The sequence below is a fragment of the Aureispira sp. CCB-QB1 genome (genome assembly GCF_000724545.1).
Classification (GTDB): domain Bacteria; phylum Bacteroidota; class Bacteroidia; order Chitinophagales; family Saprospiraceae; genus Aureispira.
In genome coordinates this window covers 1-20,722 of record NZ_JHBV01000002.1, presented here as the reverse complement: position 1 = coordinate 20,722, position 20,722 = coordinate 1, and the positions used below count along the sequence as shown (strand labels likewise).

Genomic DNA, 20,722 nt, shown 5'->3' with positions numbered 1-20,722 from the left:
GTTGTAGAAATTTTAGAAGAATTTTGCGCATCAAATTATAACTGCTCACTTCTAAAAAAAGTGAGCAGTTAAATCAATTGTTCTAATGGTTAGATTTTGATTAATTTATAGGTGAGTGTTTGTTGAGGAGATTGGATCTTTAACCAGTAGATTCCTCTAGAGTAGTCGCTTAAATTTAATTCGATGAATTGCCCGTTTAAATACTGACTTTTTAATAATACTCCATTAGTGTGATAAAGTTGTATATCGAAATCATTTTGATTGAGAGCGTTGATGCGAATCGAAATTTTTTCAGAACTCGGATTAGGGTATATTTGAACTTTTACAAGACTATTTTCTTCTTGAACTTTGGAAGTCGTATTGAACACAGAGCAAGAATAACCAGGAGTAACGATTAATTGCTCTCCTTGTTTTTCATAGCAAAGCAAACGAGTACTGCCTCCAACAAGCTGGCAAAGACCACCTATTGGCTCAGAAACAGCTCCGATGCCTTCAATGTATGAATTCATGTCAGAATAAGTTGGAAAATTCCATCTTCTTAAAGGAGTTGTACCTAAAAAGACAGTGTCAATAAAAGCAACAGTATCAGTACAATAATGGGTTATAGTGTCTCCAACCAACTTCGTGAAGTCATATAACAAGGATTCTTGCCCAGAGAGTTGGTAACTATAAAACTTGTTATTATCTTCTCGAATCAAGCCATAAAAACTTTTAGGAACTAAGCTTGTAGTCGTACCTCCTGTCCAGTTATTGGTAGAATCTATTCCATGTTGATAAAGTTTGTAGTAAACTTTAGATTGAATTGTTGTATCTCCATCAATACTAATTGTGATATATTCTTTGTATGCTCCAAGAGAATTATGCCCATTTCTTAGAATTTTCCATGTTGAAGTGCTATCTAATTGTTGTTGTGAAAAAGCTGATTGGGAACAGCATAAAACCATTAATAAAGTTATTATTGTTAGAGTTTTCATAGCGTGGCATTATTATATTAAAAAATACTCTACTAAAAAAAGCATTTTAAAATAATATTCAAAATACAGGGAAAGGCATTTATCAAAAAAAAAAAGATAAAAAAAATATTACTTTGCTGTTAAGTTGTTGATTTTTAATGAATAATAGTTGTTATCTGAGGAAGACTATCAGTATTGTTACTCTTGTTTGTGTTATTGTTAAGTATTCTAATAGTGGCTTTAAAAGAGGGAACAACAGCTAAAAGTAAATTTTTACATTGGGCAAGGAATGTTGTAATGATCTCTTTTGTTGTATGTCAATAGGATTATCTTTTAAATTTAGATAGCGTAGCTTTTTTAGTTTTTTAATGCTTGTAGGCAAGGATGTTAATTGATTGTCGTCTAAATACAAATATTCCAAGTTAGAGAGACTGCCTATTTGTTCTGGCAATGTATTTAGTTGGTTACAAGCCAAACTTAACCTTCTCATTTCTTTTAGATCAAATAGCGAGTTGGGCACTTCTTTTAACTCATTGTAACTTAACCACAAGGTTTGTAAATTTTTTAATAGACCAATATTGTTAATGATTGAGTTTATAGAGTCTTTTTGTAATCCGCTGATATAGAATTCTTTTAAGTCGGGGGGGAGTGACTGCAAAATATCTGCGGAACTCTTTAAATTTTGATTAAAACTAAGAATTAGTTTGTTTAACTTTGTCAATTGAGCAATCTCAGGGGGAATGGTTTCTAAACCATTGCCTGTCCAATCTAGAGAACGTAGGTTTTTTAGTGTGAAAATTTCATTAGGGATTATATTCAAACCAGAGAAATTAAGTCGAAGTTCTTTTAGGTTGCCTAGTTTATACAAGTTTTCGGGCAGTCGGAGGATATGGTTGCCCGTTAAATCCAAGGATTCCAACTGTTGCATTTTTAGTAAAAAAGCAGGGAAGGTAGTTAAGCCAAGGTTGCCTAAAGCTAGCTTCTTTAAATGAGGCAACTGAACAATATTAGTAGAATAAGACTGAATAGGATTGCCTGAAAAATCTAATTCTTGTATGTTTTGTAATTCAATAATTCTATCTGGGATAGCATCTAGTTGATTATAACTAAAACTTATAGTTGAGAGTGAAGGCAGTTGGTATATTGCTTCGGGAATTTGAGTGAATTGATTACTGTTGAGGTATAGGCTTTTTAAATTGGGAAAATTTCGTAAAACAGAAAGTGGCAAATCTGATAATCCCTGATTCATTAAACTAGATAAGGCATAAACCTGTTGAGGTGTTTTTAATTCTTTGTGTAAAATTTTTCGGACTTTTTTCTCTAGGTTTTTATCTTCCTTTGATACTACTGCAACTTCTTTTTTAGAAGGAGGTGAGTCTGTTTTGATGGTATCAAATTTTAGAGTAGTATTGGGAAGTAATTCTTGTAGAGCAGTGATGGCATCTTTTGTTAATGGATTGCCTGTTAAATCCAACTGAGTCAATTGCTTTAATGCCCCTAATTCATTTGGGATTTTAGAAATATTATTATTAGCTAAAAATAGAACTTTAAGATGGGTTAGGTAGGCAATGTCTGGAAAAATCGTGTGAATATTATTATAAGATAAATTCAAAACCTCTAATTGATCTAATTCGCTAATCTCGTAAGGAATTTCCTTAAAATTATTGTTGGATAAGTAGAGTTGACGAAGATTAATACAATCAGGCAAGTATAGAACGACAAACTCGCTTTGCTCATCCAGTTGTCGATTGGGCAAACTAATCATTTCTAGTTGATCTAGAGCTGTTTTTTTATACCAGTTTTTGGTGTTAAATAACTTTTTTAACTCTTCGTGAGAAAGTGAGGTAGAAAGTTTTTTAGTTAAATCATTTGATTGCTTATCGTCTACTTGGTGTTCTTGAATAGGTTGCGGTGCAATCGAGTTGGAAGCATCAGAAGGTTGTTGTTGGGTCTTGACAGATAGCACTGCTGCTCCAATTTCATAGAGAACATAGAGTCCAATTAGTTGAGCGATCACATCCCCCCATTGTATAGAACCTTGAAATGCTCCTAAAGGGTGTTGGATGTACGGAAGAAAGATAAATAGACTACCAATTGTCATAAACAGAAAACCTGCCCAACTAGAGCTTTTAATCGTTGCTATTTTAGCGAAGAAACCTTTTTTGTTTGCCCAATATAAGAATGAGAGTCCAAGCAATGCAGCGGCAATAATCCAGTAAATCGTGGAGTCTCCATTGCTTGGTTCTAAATCTTTGAGTGCTTGTAGGACGATATAAACTATTAAGCCAATAATTTCTCCGAAAATTAGAACAATTCCCAAAACACCCCAGCCCCAATGTAGCCGAAGCAAGGCAGGAGAAGCCCAAACAAGCAAACCAATGATAATATTGGCTGCTGGACTAGTAGGTTGATACGGAAAAATAACCCATTTACATAGTAAAAAGAATAGAATCATAAAAACCGAAACCCCATCCTGCCATTTTAAATCTAAAGGTTTTCTTTTTTGATTTCCTGTAGAAAAAAAGCTAAAGATAGAAGTGATTCCTCGCCCGATTTCAAATAAAATACGAGGTAGCCGACCAAAGAATTCTATTATAAAGAGTCTGAACCAAGATGGATTTTTATCTTTTGAGGCTTTGGGAGTAGCGGTCACTTCTTTATTAGTAGCATCAGAAACGGCTAGTTCTAGGGTAGGGGTGTCATCAGAACTGGTGATAGGTAGTTCATTATTAACTGTTTGAGATTCAATTGTGGGAGGATCTATTGTTACGGTATCTTGCGGTACCTCCTTTGTTGTTGAAGCAGCTGTTGGAGTGCTTGACGTTGTTTTTAAAGGCAAACTAGACCAGTCAATATTGATACTAGAATCAGAATTACCAAGTGTTGCTAAGGGTTGCAAGGGGGCATTGTACTCCAACCAATAGCGTTTTTTCCAGCGATTAATAAGCCATTTGCCAAACAACCACGTTAACATAAGAAACAAGAGCAAGCCTACAATTAGACTGCCTAGTGATGGTAAATCGGTTGTAATTGCTTTGTTTACTGTGGGAGCAGTGGGGGGAGTGGTTAATATAGTAATTTGAGTAGTATCCTTGATCTCTGTGGTTTGCACGACAAAGTTAGTATCTATTGTTCCGCTGTCTATATTGTGAATGAGGCGAATCTGCGTATCTTGAACATTAGTTGTGGTAACAATAAAGCTATCTTTCTGTAATAATGTATCCCCATTCACTTGATTTAGGCTGTCATTGACAGCTAAAAAATCATCTCTATCCCAAACGGAAGGTCGTAAGGGGATTAATAAAAGAACAACTACAAAAAGTAGAAGAATTGTAAGTAGAAATGTGTTATAGTGATTGGGTCGGTATAAGCTCATTCGTTTCGATTAAGAAGTGACTTATTTGGGTCTAGTATTGAGTTTTTGCACAGCAACCAGTTGATCATATAGACCACCAAAAGGTTTGTAGTAAACTAAAAATAAATAATCATTTTCAGATTCAAAACTACTGCCTTCAATTTTTTGGATATTTAGTTCGTTCGTAGCATGATCAAAAACACCATAAAAATAATCGTAAAAACCATTTTTAAAGGTATTGCTTAATTGATAACACAGACAATCGCTATTATAGTTCATTTTGTAAGAAGGTTTTGGGCGAAAATTATTAAACTCTCCCAATACATAGACCTCGCCCTCATAAGGAGTAAGTGCTTTGAGAGAAAAGTTGATTTGAGCGTATTCTCCTTCTAGTTTTCCTTCTCGGTCGTCGTTGGACTCAATCAAGAACTTGCCATTCAAATCGTGGGTAAAGACATGCGAGGTGTATTTTCGGTTAGCATCTTCAAATAGCCAGAGTTCAAAACCATCGTTGTACTCCTTCAACTGTTCTACTTGTAGTGTTCGATATCTAAAAGAGCGTAAATCTAAGGGACGAAATTCTTTGTAACCTGGAAAAAGCAATTTGCCATGCATGTCATAGCCAATTTCTTCATCTTGGATAAAAGTAGGCTCTAAGTCAGTAATGGCGTTATCCCAACGCCCGTTTTGTAAAACAGCCGTCTTGATTTGAGAACCAGGATTTCCGATTCTAATGCCTGCATGTTCGATGCTAAAAAACAATTCTTGATGAGAACTAGAATAGGGAGGTGTTGCCGAACGGCGCATATTAGGAACGACCTTCATCTTTGTATCCACAATCATAAATCGGCGGGTAATAATCAGGTCGCGCTCGTCGTTATCTCGATATACTTTTAATAGGTAGTTGCCCGATTTTGTCCATTTTATATCTTCGTTAGGAAGCTGAATTTCGTAGTGTGTGTATGGAACCTTTGTGTTGAATGAGTTTTGAGATTCATAAAAACGGTTCTCTTGATAGCCATCAATATAATCTAGTGCATCTAATTCTTCTGATGGATTCCAATTGGCATCACAATGGATGATTTTATAAGAAAAATCCTTGGTATAAGCTTCCATATCGTCAAACGATAAGATAAAATGACCAGGGCTTTGAAGGCTTAGTATGGGATAGTCTGTTTCTGAGTCATATTGATAAAATCGGACGCTTTTGATATATTCTTTATAGATGTAGTCGTAGTTTCTAAATTCTGGATATTCTTTGTCTTGGCTGAATAAATAAGTTTGAACACTGAAAAATAAGCTGAAAATTAATAAAGAATGTTGTAAGCGCATAATTAAATTTTTAATAAAATAGAGCTGTATGTGGGATCTTGTAAGTTGTATTTCCCAAGCATATTTGATAGTATAAATATGCCGTTTTATGGACAACGATGCCATCCAACTTTTTGACTTTAAGAAAGCGTTAAAGTTATAATTGGAGTGTGTTAAGTGAGTCCCCAAATTGCTAAAAATATAGGACAACAATAGGAATAATTACAAAAGTACTCTTTTCTATCTATTGAATATTGTATTTTCGTGCCAAAATAAGTGTTTGTTAAAGATAATTTCTCGATAATTTGCTGTGCGAGACCATAAGTAATTCACTTAATAAAGGTTTTAGATTATTGGGCGAATCATAAATGGAGGGTGTAATCGCTATTCCCTATGACAGAAAGTAGAAACTATCCAATACACGGAACACCATTATTTTGCTTTTACACTAAATCAAAGTATTATGGTTCGTTATTTTGAAAAACAAAAAAAGGGCAAGTTAGAAGAGCTAGAAAGCTTGGTTTCGGGCTGCTGGGTAAACATCTCTCCACCATTTAATGCTGTTGAAATTGATCAACTAGCAGAGCAATTAGATGTCCCTATAGACTTTTTGACCGATCCTTTGGATATTGACGAACGAACTCGCTTTGAAATTGAAGATGATGTGAAATTTATTGTTGTCAACACCCCCGCTTTGAATGAAAAAGGAAGGGATGACCTGACATTATACATCACTGTTCCAATTGGTATTATTATCACAACAGAACATATTGTTACGATTTCTTCTTATGAAACAGCTGTCATGCAGAAGTTTATAGAGAGCAAAGTGCGCAGCTTTAACCCACAAGATTTTTCTCTTTTTGTATTGCAAATTTTGGAACAGAATGTCTATACCTACCTTCGATGCCTAAAAGATATTAATGTTCGCCGAAATATTATTGAAAAAGAAGTGTATGAGTCTAGCCAAAACAAAGACTTAAAACGTCTGTTGAGTTTAGAAAAAAGCTTGGTTTATTTTGTTACGGCTTTGAGTTCCAATGCGCTGTTAAAGCAAAAGCTACAGCGAATGGACTTGTTGAGTATCCAAAAAGATGAAGAAAAAGCAGATTTGCTAGAGGACATTATGATTGATAATAGCCAAGCTCAAGAAATGGCGCACATCTATACCAATATTTTGAGCAATACGATGGACGCTTTGGCTTCTATGATTTCTAACAACCTAAATGAAGTCATGCAACGGTTGACACTTATTACCATTATTTTGATGGTTCCTACTTTAGTAGCTAGTTTTTATGGTATGAATGTCAATGACTTGCCATTGCAAAAAAGCCCTTATGCGTTCTGGTTTTTGTTGGGAGGTTCAATGCTATTTTCTTTTTCTTTGGTAATCTTTTTTAGAAGCAAGCGAATGATTTAGTAGGTGAAGCCCCTTGTTTCGAGCAATTGAATTTTTGTTATAAGAAAATGTACTAAACTAGAAGCACTTAATGTGCACGCTATTTTTTTTTAGCTTACAAAAGCTTTTTTGTAATTGTCTTGGGCGTATAAGTAGTTGCTTTTTAGATAACATAAATCTATGCTGTCTATACAAATGACCAATGTCATGTTTCTAAGTATTTCCTATCATTTTATGCCGTGTTTGGATCTCGTACCTTTGAGGTAAATAATAGATATTATAATAATAGAAATATTTTTTGTTTTTATTTATAGAAGAGGACTTTAAAAAACACACATATCAAATGAGACAGATTTTATGGCTAGTTGCTATCCTTTTGAGTTCAAATGTATTGCAAGCACAAGAGACAGAAACACTCCTAATCGGAGAGATATTAAATAAGGCTGGTTCAGAAAGAATGCTTACCCAACGTATGGCAAAATCTTATATCGCACTTTATTTAGGAACAGACGTTCGAACTCATAAAGATGAGCTAGATGGAGCCGTATTGCTCTTTGAAAAAAGATTAAGAGAGTTGAAAGCTATTCGTATTAGTGCTAGATACGCTAAACGAATTGAAAAAGTAAATACTTTATGGAGCAAGTATAAAAACTTGGTTCAAAGCCGCCCTACGAAAGAAAACATACTTTTGTTGTTGGAAGAAAACAACACTATTTTAGAAGCTTGTGATTTGGTTACGAAAGAAGTAGAGTGGTATGCCAATCGTTTTGCAGACAGAAATGGATTGTACCAAATGAATGCAAGCATTGTCCATTTGGAAAATAGATCAGGTCAACAAAGAATGTTAACAGAACGAGTATTACTTTACTTTTTGGCAAATCATGCATTGATAGGAAGCAACACGAAGTTTGATAAAGAATTAAACCTTGCCTTGGAGCATTATCAAACTAATCTAACTGCACTGATGGGAGCGACAGAGAATACACCCGAAATAGATTATCGATTGATTTTATTAAGCAAAGAGTGGGAAGCTCTCTCGACTTCTTGTGGTCAAAAAGAAAAAGACTTTTCGAATATTGAGAAAGTTTTGAAAATGGGAAAAGGACTCTTGGAAGCAATGGAAGAAATTACCAAGAACTATGAAGTGTTGATTGATTTGAGGGTAGCTTCTTTATTATTAAATAATGCCATTGATTTGGCTGGTCAACAAAATGTATTGACTCAAAGAATTATCAAGACCTATATTTTAGAAGGGATTTCAAAGAATACGAAATACCAAAAAGAACGTCAAAAAGATATTGATCGCTTTGAGCAGAATATAGATGAGTTGAAGTTATTTTCTCCAATGGATGAAATTACTGAGGCGTTGAATATTGTAGATGCTTTATGGACCGATTATAGAAATGAGGCAATGAATGCAAGTACCAAAGAGGGAGCGCAAAAGCTATTGTACAGCAACAATGAATTGTTAAGAGCTTGTGATAATGTGAGTATGTTGTTGGAGCTATATGCAAAAATCTACAAGAAAAATGTTCGTTCTTATAACTATGCCATGGCAGATTGGATCAAGCAAATTGATCATCAAGAAATGCTAACAGAACGGATATTAATGTACAGCTATGCACTTTCTTGGGGCATCAAAAAAGAGGGTATTGCAAAAGAATTGGAGAAAACGGGTTATGAGTACCTTGAAAACTTTAATAAATTAAGTTTGTCTATTCCAATTCCTAACATTCAAAAACGAGGAGAAAATTTGGTTGAAAAATGGAGAGAGATCAAAAATTACTTGCAAGATACAGATAGTTACAGAGAAGAATTGAGCGATTGGTCGGGAGATTTGGCAACTGAACTAGGTGATTTAACAGAGCTGTATAGAGAAAAAATTAACGGCATGGTAGAAGAAGAAGCAATAGAAAAAGCCAATCAACAATGTATGTTGTCTCAAAAGATGGCTGCTAACTATTTGGCAGTAGCAATGGATTTGAATGGTCAACACCAAGCGCAACAATTAGAGAAAGACAAACTTGTTTTTCAAAAGCAATTGGAAGAACTCAAATCATTTGCTCAAACGGCTTCTTTAAAAAATGCACTGGCTTCTGTAAGCACTCAATGGGAACGTTGCCAAACGGTCTTTAGATCTGAATTGGTTAAAGAGGATGTTGCTTCTTTGTTGGAGGTAAGCCAAGAAATGTTAGTAGCTTGTGAGTCGGTTGTCAAGGAAATTAATGAAACAGCCAACAGACAGCAAGTAACAACGATTAATGCTGCCGCACATCTAAGAACTCGAACTGAACAGGTGTTGTTGTATTGCTTGGCAGGGCGTTGGAGTCAAAAAAGCTATGAAAATGAATTGAATGAGATTTTCTCTGAATATGAAAAATCATTAAAACTTTTTCACAATTATATGGACGATGCGCCTGCATTGACCAATCAATTAACGTCGATAGAGCGCTACTTCAAACGTTTTAAAGAATATGGTTTGAAAGCCAATGACGTTGATTTATATGCTTTGTTAAGTGTGCATAACGTCTTGTTACTAGAAACTGAGAAACTAACTAAATCTTCTAGTGAAGTAACACTGTTTTAACTTACTTAAATATGTAAATGATTGGTATTTTTTATAGAGGGCCCAACTGAGCAACTTGCTTGGTTGGGTTTCTTATTGTATTGGTGTATTAAGTAATACTCCGTTGATTAGCTCCCTGCGGTCGTGAGATCGCTATCGCTTAGTTGTTTAGTTTTCCTACAAAAAACATAAAAAAGCATCTTGCATTAGTTTGATTATCAGTCTTTTAGTATAAAGGTTGGCGAAAGTGCATCTTGCTGATAATCAACTGCGAAGCACTCATGCAATAAATTAATACGATTTTTCAACGGAGTAATGTTAAGTAATCGTTCAAAAAAATAACAAGTACCACGCAGTAGCAGCGTAGCTAAAACAGCCTTCTTTTTGCGCTACTCTTCATTAGAAAAACTTGTCTTAGCTCGCTAAGCCTTCCTTTTTCTTCTTGGATTAGCAAAAAAATAATCCCATTTTTTGTTCTTATTTTTTCTGACCACTTACTTAAGTTGGCTACAAGAACATTGTATGGCATCGTGTTCATGTTATTATAGGAGTATTTTGCACCATCTTTCTACTTGTCTAGAAAAAAAATCATATTTTTTATAAAATTTTTTAGGCGCTAGGCAACCTTTTTAGTCATTCTATACTAAGCACTGATAGAATGATAATTATCACAGATATGAATTTGGAAGACCAACTACTTATTAAGAGAAGTTTGAAAGGTGACGAAAAAGCAATAGAAATGCTTTACACTCGTCACAAGCAATACTGGTTTGGTATCTGTCTGCGGTATGCAAGCAATCGGTTTGAGGCACACGATGTTTTTCAGGAAGCTGTTAGTAGTGTTTTTGAAAAGTTAAATCAATTTAAGCCCCAAAAAGGTAGTTTTAAAGCTTGGTCCAATCGAATTTTTGTCAATGCGGCATTTCTATATTTAAAAAAACACCAATGGCAACAGTCTTTTAAAGATTTAGATTTGGTCGAAGATGAAATGGACATGTCAGAAAGTACGCTAGGAAAAATCACTGCAAAAGAATTAACCCAATTGATTCAACAATTACCCTTTGGATATCGAGTTGTCTTTAATATGCGCGAAATTGAAGGTTACTCACATTACGAAATTGCTCAAATTCTTGGAATTTCAATTGGTACTTCCAAATCACAGCTCTTTAAAGCTAAAAAAGCTTTGAGGGCAAAAATTAAAATTTTGTTTTAACACACACTTCTTTATCAGGATAAAAAAAACTGATACAAGAATCAAAAAACGTAATTATGGTTGCTAGAAATTCAAGAGTATTGTTGTTTATTGGTTTATTATGCATGGCTTATAGTATGACTCAAGCTCAAACTCTAATTAGAGAAAGCAATAGAACCAATGAGATTGAAAAGAGTTGGAAAATGGAATGGGGAATTCTTACAGGAGTAGGAGTATCTAATGTTTTAAAACCAGAAAGTAATCCAACCCTTAAAATGCCAGAAGGAAAGGGAACGTATCGAGTAATGTATGCAGCAAGACCAGAAGCACAGATCGGTGTTTTTGGAGAAATAGGTAAGACAAAGAGTATTTTTTCTTTTCAAATACATTTTGCTTATACCATGCGTGCTATTCCTGAGCCTGTATTTTATAGTTACAACGATGACATCAAGGATGTATACAAGTCTACTTATTTGAATGGAGGAACTGTTAGCGCCTTATTTTGTTTCAAACCAGTTGATAAGTTTAAAGTTGGAGTGGGTATAGAGGCGACAAATTTTTTGGTAACAGAAGGAGTAAAGAACTCGGATATAGGAGAATATACAGAATGGTATAGTAGTTCTGCTGGTCTTAAATTGATGTTGTCATACAAAGTAAGCCCTAGAGTAGATATCAATGTCTACGGGCGTGCAGGACATATTTTTGATTTTGATAAGAAAAACTTGATGCCAGATGATATTTCAGCAGGAATGACAGTTGGATATAGATTGTGTGGAAAAGAGGTTCGATACAAAGCAAAAATAGAGGAGGAGAAAAAAGTATATAGATTGGATTATCAATAGTTAGCTACGCTGCTACTTCGTGGTCGTTGAGAAACTTTATTATTTTACTTCGTGAGTGCTGCGCAGTTGATAATCAATAAGTTGTGTGTTTGTTGTGTTCTGTGTTAAGGTTTTGGTTATCAAGTTAATATAAATGTGATTTTTTATTTTTTGTAAAAAAGTAAACAACTAAGCGATAGCGATCTCACGACCGCAGGGAGCTAATCAACGAACTACTAATTATAATAAGTAGCACAATAAATTAGAAGGTTTGAAATGGGCTACTAGTTGGCTGTTTTCAAATCTTCTAATTTCCTTTAGAAGCTATTTAAAAAAGTTTATAGAGGTACGTTTATGAGACTGTTAATAAATGGCAAGAATTCTTTGGTGGATGTATTGTAGCTTTACCCTAGTATTAATATTGAGAATAAGATGGAAGATAATAACAACAACTTAGGAGATTTTTTTAGAAAAAGGCTGTCCTCAATAGAAGGAGAGGATGCTGACTGGTTTCATCCAGATCCTAGAACAGATGATGTCGTCTTGCAAAATCTTATTGGCGCTTCTAAAAATAGAAAAAAAACATATTGGTTAAAGTATTTGTTGCCTGCTTTGTTGATATTGGCAATGTTGGCGTATATTTTTTATCTAAAGTATCATATTGCTCAATTAGAATATGCCCAAGCTACTTCAAATACTCAAACTATAAATACCACTCCATCATTAAAGCCATTAACAACATCTATCAATACTCATCAAAACATTACTTTAGACCAAACGACTTCAAGCACAACAGACAAAACAGAATGGACCACAACATCTATTGATTCCAATACAATTAAACAAACGGAGCTGGATAAGGAAATTACAAAAAAAGCAAATATAATAGAGGCTTTAAAAGCAGAAAAACAGCACCTTCAAACGTTACTTGCTCAACAAAATAAAACGATTCAAACACTAGAGTATCAATTGGATCAAAATAATTATGTTGCTAATGCAATCAATAGGGAAGAGGGAAGAAACGAAAAACCAATACTAAGCACTTCGAATGGAGACCAAAAGGCTTCATCCATATTGTCTAATGCTAAAAAAGCAAGGTTGAATTCTGATGATTTACAACCAAAAACTCAACAGAAGAAGGCTGTTGTTAAAGCTGTTACAGCAGAAGGAAATAAATCTATGGATGATTTACAGGTTATTGCACCTAGTCTATTGGCAATTCCATCAACAATACCTAAGGCAACTCCTGATTATTCTTTCTCCTTAAAAAAGAAGAAAAAAAGAGAGCTACATTCGCTAGAAGTTGGCTTTCAAGTTGGTTTACAAGCTCTATTTACAGAAAAGGAAATTGATATTCTCAACCAAAGAATTATAGCAGATAAAGAATTAACCTCAGAACGATTAATAGAACCTTATGTGGGAGCGAATATAGCTTATTCTCCATTCAAAAATATATGGGTAAGAGCAGGAATACAATTGGGAGGAAGCAAGGACTTTTGGGGGCAACGAATGGGAATTGTTTATAGCGATGCACAGGAATACTTATTGCCTTCGGGAGATGTTGGAAGTGACTTGATCGTCAATACGTCTACAGGATATACAAAGGCTATCAATACCTTACAGTTAACAGTTCCTAGTACAACGACGGATGGCGATTTGGTAGAATTAGATTACTGGGAAGAGCTAGAAACTACACACATCCAAATTCCTCTGAGTGTCGAGTATCATTTTGACTCAAAAAGATGGCAGCCTTTTATTTATGCTGGTGCCAAATGGAATGTTTTTCGTTATGAATATAAGACGTCTAATATAAATGTAATGTCAAACGATCAAGCAATTAATTTTGCACTTAATGAAGACAATGCGAATACCAAAACATTACAATACATGAGTTTTATGACAGGGGCTGGTTTGAGTTGGAATGTGCGTCCTCATTTTTCTTTGAGAACAACATTAGGGGTAGAGAATAACTTTATGTTAAAAGAAAATAAGAGTACGGATTCTAGTTATTCAAAGAGTGGGTTATTTGCCAACTTTGGGGTGTATTATAAACTTTAGTTAATCGCGAAAGGGGGCGCTAAGTTGAGATTTAGTTGTGCTGTTGTTATGTAATTGTGGAGTAGTTTGGGTATAAATGCTTGGATTAGGATTTGTTTTTTGATGAAAAAATGGGAAATACAAAAAGAAGGCTGCCAAGGCACACTCCCTTAGACAGCCTCTATACACAGTTTAAGGATACTTTATCTATTATTCAATGACAACTTTTCCACTTCCTAGTAGTTCATTATCAACAGTGGCACGGTACATATAGATGCCTGCAGAAAGTTGATTGCGTTGAATCTCAAATTGAGTTTTGTTCGTTTGTATGGATGCAACACGCTCTCCTAAGGCATTGTAAAGTTCAAATAAAATAGGTGCTTCGCCCTCATAGTTATCTATAGATACAGCAGCAGAACCACTGAATGGATTAGGAGCAATAGTAACATTTCCTATTGGATTACCTTCCAAAGCACTTATGTCATTGTCCACATCTGCTTCAAAAGAAGCTTCTATCGATTCGTTTTTAAGTCGTTGAGCCATTTCGTTGTCTTCTATCCAAATGTATTCGTTGGTGTCTTCGGTAATAGTAGATGGATCAATTCTACAGTTGGGGTCAACACGAATAAGAGCTGTTTTGCATTGCCAAGATGGCGTACCTGTACAAATGCTAACTCGATAAAATCTTGCTTGCCCAGTGGATAGGTTGCCACCAATTAAAATATTTCCTTCTCTACTAGCGTCGGTTCCTGTATATCGAGCACCTGTACCAAATGTCGTTGCCAAACCTTGCAGATTGATGTTGTTAGGTGCTTGTCCACTAATCCAGCCCCCCCATTCATATTCGAAGGTTCTATTCCACCATTCATTAGACTCTTGAACACCTATGTAGTAAGCAGTTTCACAGCTAGTAGAAGCTGCATTGATTTTGATGTTACTAATACATGTATTAATATAGCCACTAGCAGGAATGGCTGTTCCATTTACATTAAAATTAGGGGTAGCAGGTGTAGTGCCAACTGTAATGCTGTTGGTATAGCCTACTGTAAGCGTTTCCCAACCAATGCAAATCGGCTTTCTACGTTCTACTTTTACATAAGCTCGATAGGTTCCTGGAGAAGTGGGCACATTATAAAAAAATGTATTGCTCCAAACACTAGATGCTTGGAATACTTGAGGAGAACCAACAGCTACACCATTTCTTTGTAGCTCAACTGTGTAACGAATTGGGTTATTACCACAACCGCCAATACAATCGACATTGACATACTGCGGGCAGTGGTGGTAAGCTACTTTGAATTTTTTTTGTGGTGGATTACCACAAACAGAAAAGTTTTGAGTGGTGTAAGAGTTGCCCAATGGACTCGTTTTGTACCAAGTTAATTGGCGGAGTTGTGCATTACTATAATTAGTAAATACAAAAAGAAAACATAATAAAATTAGGTTTTTCATGATCATTGTTTAAAAGTTATAAGGATGGTTATAAAATCATATTATGGGGGAATTATGTGAGGTTACTAAAGCGTAACTTTCTTATGCAATATTATGACATATTATTTGTGGAGTTATAACCAATTTTGGGCAATTCTTACAAGTCAGAAGAATAGTTGAAAGAATGGAATGCTTTGTTTATGGGATGTTGGAGAGCCTGTTGATTACATCCAATAGTAGTTAATTTATAAAAAAAAAACACCATCCAAAGATTGGATGATGTTTGAGGTTAGGGAAAATCCCAACTCTATTTTATGTTATAATATAGGTTAAGAGCGAATGACTTTTTCCTTAGGTTTGGGGATATGGCGTTGTTGTAAATTGAGTTTTGCTGTTTCATACTTCATTGTAAGTGTGCCAGTACTTTTGGCTAACTTCTGGATACTTTTGTTGTATAAATCTACTTTTTCATTGATAACATTACCTTTTTTATCAAAGGCAGAGACCATATCTGGATATAATTTTTTAGAGGCATCCTTATAAAAATCTACTAGTTTTTCTGCTTGACCAATAGCGGTAGCATCCTCTTTGATACGCTCGATTTTTTTCAAGCGTTTGCTAGCATTGTTGGCTGCTTTAACCATGTTTTTAACTTCTTCTTTTGCCTTACTAGGATTTTTTTCATTCAATGCTTTGACAATGGCAGCATCGGCATATTGTACTTCTAAGGTTGCTAAATTCAATTCTTGTAGATAATTGTTAATTCTATTGATTTTGGCTAATAACGTCTCGTGATTATCACCCTCATCGGTCATTTGAATATTATTTGCTTTGGCAAATTCTTCAATACTTTTGACCATTGAGCTCATTGCCTTGCCTAGTTTATCTACATCCTTGTCTATCAACTCTGTTTCAATCAACACCGCTTCAAAACAATCCAAACAACCTGCTTTGTCAATTGCAGTAGCTGTATAGTTGTTGTTGCCTAATAAAAGCATTATATCCAAGACCTTAACCGCATTAGATTTGATGCCTTTGTCGTCTTCAAAAGCTTTTAAACTAGCAAATCGATCGTGAATTTTTTGAGAAGATGCTAATAAACTTTGGCGTTTGGCTTCTGCCTCAGCGCTACCTGTGTGTGCTAAGAAAGAGGAGTATTCAATCTGCATTTCTTGCATTAATGCAAACTCTTTATTAAAGTACTCGATATACTCTACAGGAGAACCAAATCCTTGAGCATTGATAAGTGAAATAGATAGAAAAAATAGGCAGTTTATTGTTAATAAAAATCGCATAGGTAATTTGTTTATTATTGTATAATAGTTAGTTTGTCGTCTTCTGTTTGCGGTTGTAGTTGATAATAAGTTACTTGATTATCAAAGTTTTGTTATAGGGTTTGGTACTTGGTTATTGACCCTTTGCAAGGACTTCAAGAGATGAAGTTATGATAGTCTAAAAATCAATCTATTAGCTTCTTAGGGGCATAAGAAAGCCCTATCACAAGTTATGAAAGAATAACTGTAATTTTTAGGATAAAGTTCATCTCTAGTAAGAATGGCAGCTCCTACTATAATTTTTTGTTTAGGTGCTTACATCTGTGATTTGCTCACTAGTCATTCCAAAACGACGCTCTCTGTTTTGAAAATTAAGAATAGCTTCGTAAAAATGTTTCTTGCGAAAATCGGGCCAAAAAACAGGGGTGAAGAAAAGTTCGGCATAAGCCAATTGCCAAAGTAGGAAATTACTAATTCTAGATTCCCCACTCGTACGAATCATCAATTCTGGATCAGGAAAGTCCTTTGTACTCAAAGCATGTTTGATACTGTCCTCGTCAATATCGTCAATAGCAATTTCTCCACTGACTGCTTGACGAGCGATATCTTTGACCGCTTCGATAATTTCCCATTTAGAACTATAACTCAGGGCGAGAATTAAGGTCATACGTGTGTTATCTTTGGTACTTTCAATTGCTTCTAGCAACTCTTTTTGAGCAGCAGAAGGAAGCATATTGATGTTGCCAATCATTTGCAGCCGAATTTGGTTTTTATTTAATGTAGCAATTTCTTTTCGAATCGTTGACACCAAGAGGGTCATCAAAGCTGTAACTTCAAATTTTGGACGATTCCAATTTTCTGTAGAAAAAGCATACAATGTCATATACTGAATGCCTAATTCTGCGCCAGCTTCTGTTACTTCTCGTACTGAGTGAACACCATTTTTGTGTCCAAAAACGCGTGCTTTACCTTGCTGTTTTGCCCAGCGACCATTTCCATCCATAATGATGGCAACATGTTTTGGTAGATTGTTTAAATCTATTTGATCTTTTAGCTCCATTAATATTATTTTTCCCTAATTTTGTGTCTATTTGGGATAGATTGTATTAATTGACAATACCTGTATTTTTGCATCTATACCCTAAAATGCTTTTATGCACGAACGACAAAGTTAATACTATTAATTTTGAATTAAAAAGAATAGTTAGCTTGTTCCGCTCATTTGACCATTAAAAACACTAAAATTGACTTATAAAATAAAACTTCCTGAGTTTGAAGGGCCGTTTGATCTCTTACTCTTCTTTATAGAACGAGATGAACTGGACATTTATGATATTCCAATATCTTCTATTACAAATGATTTTTTGGAATACTTGCGGGAAATGGAAGAATTAAATATAGACACAGCAAGTGAGTTTATTTTAGTAGCCTCAACATTGATGAGAATCAAAGCCAAGATGCTCTTGCCTCGAAAAGAATTAGACGAAGATGGCAATGAAATTGATCCTCGTAAGGAATTAGTTGAACGATTGTTGGAGTACAGACGTTACAAAGAAGTTTTGGAAGAGTTGCGTCAAATGGAGGCAACCCGTGCAGCAAGAACACATCGAGGAAATGTTTTGGACGAAGTCCAGCAAATGACCTCTGCGGCATTAGCCGATGCAGAACTAGAGAACCTATCCTTATTTCGTTTGTTACAAGCGTATGAACGAGTCTTGTCTACTTTTGAATTTAGGATGGAAAAAACTATACATACTGTTGTCCATTATCATTATACGATAGAAGAACGAAGAGATTTTTTATTGAGTAGTTTAACTACAAAAAAGAATCTTTCTTTTAGAGGTATCTTTAGCAATTGTGAAAATCGACTGCATGCAATTTTTACTTTTTTGGCGATTTTGGACTTGATGCAGCAAGAACTAATTATCTTTGTAGAGGGAAATGGTGGTTTTAACGATTTTACGATTAAAGCTCCACCAATAGATCATATATTGGGGACAAATGAAGAGGAAGAATAGGCTGTTTACTTCGTGAGTGCTTTGCTTTTAGTTAGCTGTGTTGCTACTTCGTGGTTTATAAAATTTTTTCCTAGACGATTACTTATGTTGCATTAAATTAGCTTTGTTACTCCCTGTAGTCGTGAGCTCGCACAGTTCATTGCTACAATGTGCAACTTCGTAAGTGTTGGTTACATAGTTGATAATCAAATTTTTAATACTTTTAACACTAAAAATAATACCTGCTGATTATCGGTTTGATGCGATTTTTCAGCGAATTATTGATTACAATAAATAAAAAGAATAATGAGCGAAATGGAATCTGTAGACAACCAGTCTATTAAGGAGCAGGAAGAAGAACACGCAGGCGTCTTAAATTCTATTAGTCCATTTAGAATTTTTTTGGCGGCAATGATTGGGTTATCGGTTGTTGTGTATATGTTCGTCAAGGATTTTAATGCAGAAGAATTTAGTAAAATTGAATTTAGTAGCCACGTATTTACATGGATTGGAATGGCTGCTTTTTTTATGTGTTTTCGCCATTTTTGCTATATGGTACGGTTGAGGATTATTACCAATGGCTTCTTTTCATGGAAAAAATGTTTTGAGTTGGTGATGATGTGGGAATTTAGTTCTGCTGTAACACCAACGAGTGTAGGAGGAGCAGCAGTGGCTATGTTTGCGATAGCGCAAGAAAAGCTGGCTGCTGGAAAAACAGCAATGATAGTGTTGTATACAGTTATTGTAGATACTTTCTCTTTCTTATCAGCATTGCTTGTTTTCTTTCTACTATTCGGACCTCTTATGATTCAACCAGGATCAGATACTATAGCACATCTTTGGCACGATAGTGAGTGGGGAATTGCCTTTGTTTTTGCTTATAGTTTGATGTTGGTCTATGGAGGTATTTTTTTCTATGGAGTATTAGTTGATGCCAAAAAGCTAGAAAACCTGCTGCTTTGGTTCTGCAAAATTCCATTCTTGAAACGTTTTAGAGAAAAAGCGATCAAGATAACAGACGATATGGATTTGGCTTCAGAAGAGCTCAAAACTCAAAAATGGACGTTTCATATCGGTACCTATATTAGTACTATGTGTGCATGGGCTTCTCGTTTTATGGTATTAAACTGTTTGATTGTTGCTTTTGTTGCTTATTCTCCTAACCCTGAAATTCAAGCGCATTATAACGACTTTATGCACGGGCAATTAAACTTTACAGCATTCTGGGAACAATTGTTTATTTATGCTCGTCAGCAAGCGATGTATGTAATTATGGCTGTTATGCCTAGTCCAGGAGGAGCAGGGGTTGCTGAGTATGCATTCAAAACATTCCACTTTGATTATATACCAACAGAAGCTACAGGTATTGCAGCAGCAGGAACTTTAATGGTTATCATGGCGACAATTTGGCGTACATTTACGTATTATGTATATCTTTTAGTGGGGGCTATTGTTGTCCCTAATTGGGTTGGCAAAATTATTAAACGAAACAAAGAAGAAGCTTTAATGAGAAAACAAGGTATTGTAATAGAAGATCCAACTACCTACGATTCTTTGATTTCGGACAAGAAAGATTAATCTAGCTATCGAATTGGATGCGTTTTGGTGAAAAATACTTTGTAGAAAATAATAGAATTTAGCGAGGAATCATGTACTAAAGATTTAATTTGCAATATTATGAACATACTAAAATTAAGTTGGAACTATCTAGCCGATAAACCATTTTCGACCTTACTGAGTACTGTTTTAGTAGCATTAGGAGTAAGTTTGACATCGATTTTGTTTTTGTTAAACAAGCAATTTCAAGATCGATTGTATAAAAATATAGAAGGAGTGGATTTGGTCGTTGGTGCAAAAGGTAGCCCTTTGCAAATGATTTTGTCTTCGGTGTACCATATTGATGCACCAACAGGAAATATTCCTCTCAAAGAATCTTTTGTTGTTACCAAAAACCCATACATCCAAAAGGCAATTCCTTTGGCATTGGGAGATAGCTACAATGGATTTAGGATTGTCGGAACAGACAGCCAATATATTGCTCATTTTAACGCAGAAGTAGCTGAAGGTCGTTTGATAGAAAAAGACTTGGAAGTAAACGTAGGGGCACGTGCAGCGAAAAAGCTAGGTCTTAAAATAGGGAGTACATTTTACGGTTCTCATGGATTAGTTCAAGAAGGCGGACATGTACATGAAACCTATGCTTATGAAGTGGTTGGAATTTTAAAAGAGACAAATCTGATCTTGGATCAATTAATTTTAACAAACGTGTCTACTGTTTGGAGAATGCATGACGATCACGACCACGGCAGCCACGACCACGGCGATGGACACAGCCATGACGATCACGATCACGGCAGGCACGACCATGGCGACGGACACAGCCATGATG

Annotated in this window: 14 protein-coding genes; 8 read left to right on the top strand and 6 right to left on the bottom strand. The window is 35.2% G+C overall.

Going from position 1 to position 20,722, the window contains the following annotated elements; all coding sequences use genetic code 11:
• Positions 1 to 89 precede the first annotated feature (89 nt).
• The 3 genes from CG11_RS00165 to CG11_RS00155 all read right to left on the bottom strand — a co-directional run bounded on the left by CG11_RS00165 (position 90) and on the right by CG11_RS00155 (position 5,640).
• Complete coding sequence (locus CG11_RS00165) at positions 90 to 974, bottom strand: T9SS type A sorting domain-containing protein (protein WP_081909412.1); 885 nt, start codon at positions 972 to 974, stop codon at positions 90 to 92.
• 238 nt (positions 975 to 1,212) lie between these two features.
• A complete protein-coding gene (locus tag CG11_RS00160; protein WP_052591901.1) occupies positions 1,213 to 4,329 on the bottom strand; it encodes a leucine-rich repeat domain-containing protein in 3,117 nt (1,038 codons plus the stop codon).
• A gap of 21 nt (positions 4,330 to 4,350) precedes the next feature.
• Entirely contained in the window at positions 4,351 to 5,640 is a 1,290-nt protein-coding gene (locus CG11_RS00155) for a DUF5103 domain-containing protein (RefSeq protein ID WP_052591900.1), read from the bottom strand.
• A 442-nt stretch (positions 5,641 to 6,082) separates the two neighbouring features.
• Here CG11_RS00155 and CG11_RS00150 point away from each other — a divergent pair, with 442 nt between their 5' ends.
• The 5 genes from CG11_RS00150 (at position 6,083) to CG11_RS00130 (ending at position 13,652) form a co-directional block, all read left to right on the top strand.
• A complete protein-coding gene (locus tag CG11_RS00150) occupies positions 6,083 to 7,036 on the top strand; it encodes a magnesium transporter CorA family protein (RefSeq protein ID WP_052591899.1) in 954 nt (317 codons plus the stop codon).
• A 322-nt stretch (positions 7,037 to 7,358) separates the two neighbouring features.
• Entirely contained in the window at positions 7,359 to 9,602 is a 2,244-nt protein-coding gene (locus tag CG11_RS00145) for a type IV pili methyl-accepting chemotaxis transducer N-terminal domain-containing protein (RefSeq protein WP_052591898.1), read from the top strand.
• 637 nt (positions 9,603 to 10,239) lie between these two features.
• A complete protein-coding gene (locus tag CG11_RS00140) occupies positions 10,240 to 10,794 on the top strand; it encodes an RNA polymerase sigma factor (RefSeq protein ID WP_081909411.1) in 555 nt (184 codons plus the stop codon).
• Positions 10,795 to 10,850: 56 nt separating this feature from the next.
• Positions 10,851 to 11,615: a hypothetical protein gene (locus CG11_RS00135; protein ID WP_052591895.1), complete on the top strand. Its 765-nt coding sequence runs from the start codon at positions 10,851 to 10,853 to the stop codon at positions 11,613 to 11,615.
• 411 nt (positions 11,616 to 12,026) lie between these two features.
• The gene (locus CG11_RS00130) at positions 12,027 to 13,652 is read left to right on the top strand and encodes a hypothetical protein (protein WP_052591894.1); all 1,626 of its coding nucleotides are present in this window, start codon (positions 12,027 to 12,029) and stop codon (positions 13,650 to 13,652) included.
• A gap of 189 nt (positions 13,653 to 13,841) precedes the next feature.
• Here CG11_RS00130 and CG11_RS00125 read toward each other — a convergent pair whose 3' ends face one another.
• From CG11_RS00125 to CG11_RS00115, 3 genes are all read right to left on the bottom strand, one after another.
• Complete coding sequence (locus CG11_RS00125) at positions 13,842 to 15,083, bottom strand: T9SS type A sorting domain-containing protein (protein ID WP_052591891.1); 1,242 nt, start codon at positions 15,081 to 15,083, stop codon at positions 13,842 to 13,844.
• Positions 15,084 to 15,391: 308 nt separating this feature from the next.
• The gene (locus CG11_RS00120) at positions 15,392 to 16,357 is read right to left on the bottom strand and encodes a hypothetical protein (RefSeq protein ID WP_052591890.1); all 966 of its coding nucleotides are present in this window, start codon (positions 16,355 to 16,357) and stop codon (positions 15,392 to 15,394) included.
• Positions 16,358 to 16,643: 286 nt separating this feature from the next.
• Positions 16,644 to 17,396, bottom strand: coding sequence for an isoprenyl transferase (locus CG11_RS00115; protein WP_052591888.1), 753 nt, complete (start codon positions 17,394 to 17,396; stop codon positions 16,644 to 16,646).
• A gap of 184 nt (positions 17,397 to 17,580) precedes the next feature.
• Between CG11_RS00115 and CG11_RS00110 the strand changes: the two genes are divergently transcribed.
• The 3 genes from CG11_RS00110 to CG11_RS00100 form a co-directional block, all read left to right on the top strand.
• Entirely contained in the window at positions 17,581 to 18,354 is a 774-nt protein-coding gene (locus CG11_RS00110; protein WP_052591887.1) for a ScpA family protein, read from the top strand.
• A 285-nt stretch (positions 18,355 to 18,639) separates the two neighbouring features.
• On the top strand, positions 18,640 to 19,911 hold the full coding sequence (locus CG11_RS00105) for a lysylphosphatidylglycerol synthase transmembrane domain-containing protein (RefSeq protein WP_063832975.1): 1,272 nt from the start codon (positions 18,640 to 18,642) through the stop codon (positions 19,909 to 19,911).
• A 99-nt stretch (positions 19,912 to 20,010) separates the two neighbouring features.
• The coding region (locus tag CG11_RS00100) for an ABC transporter permease (protein ID WP_197043744.1) at positions 20,011 to 20,722 on the top strand (712 nt) is incomplete at its 3' end.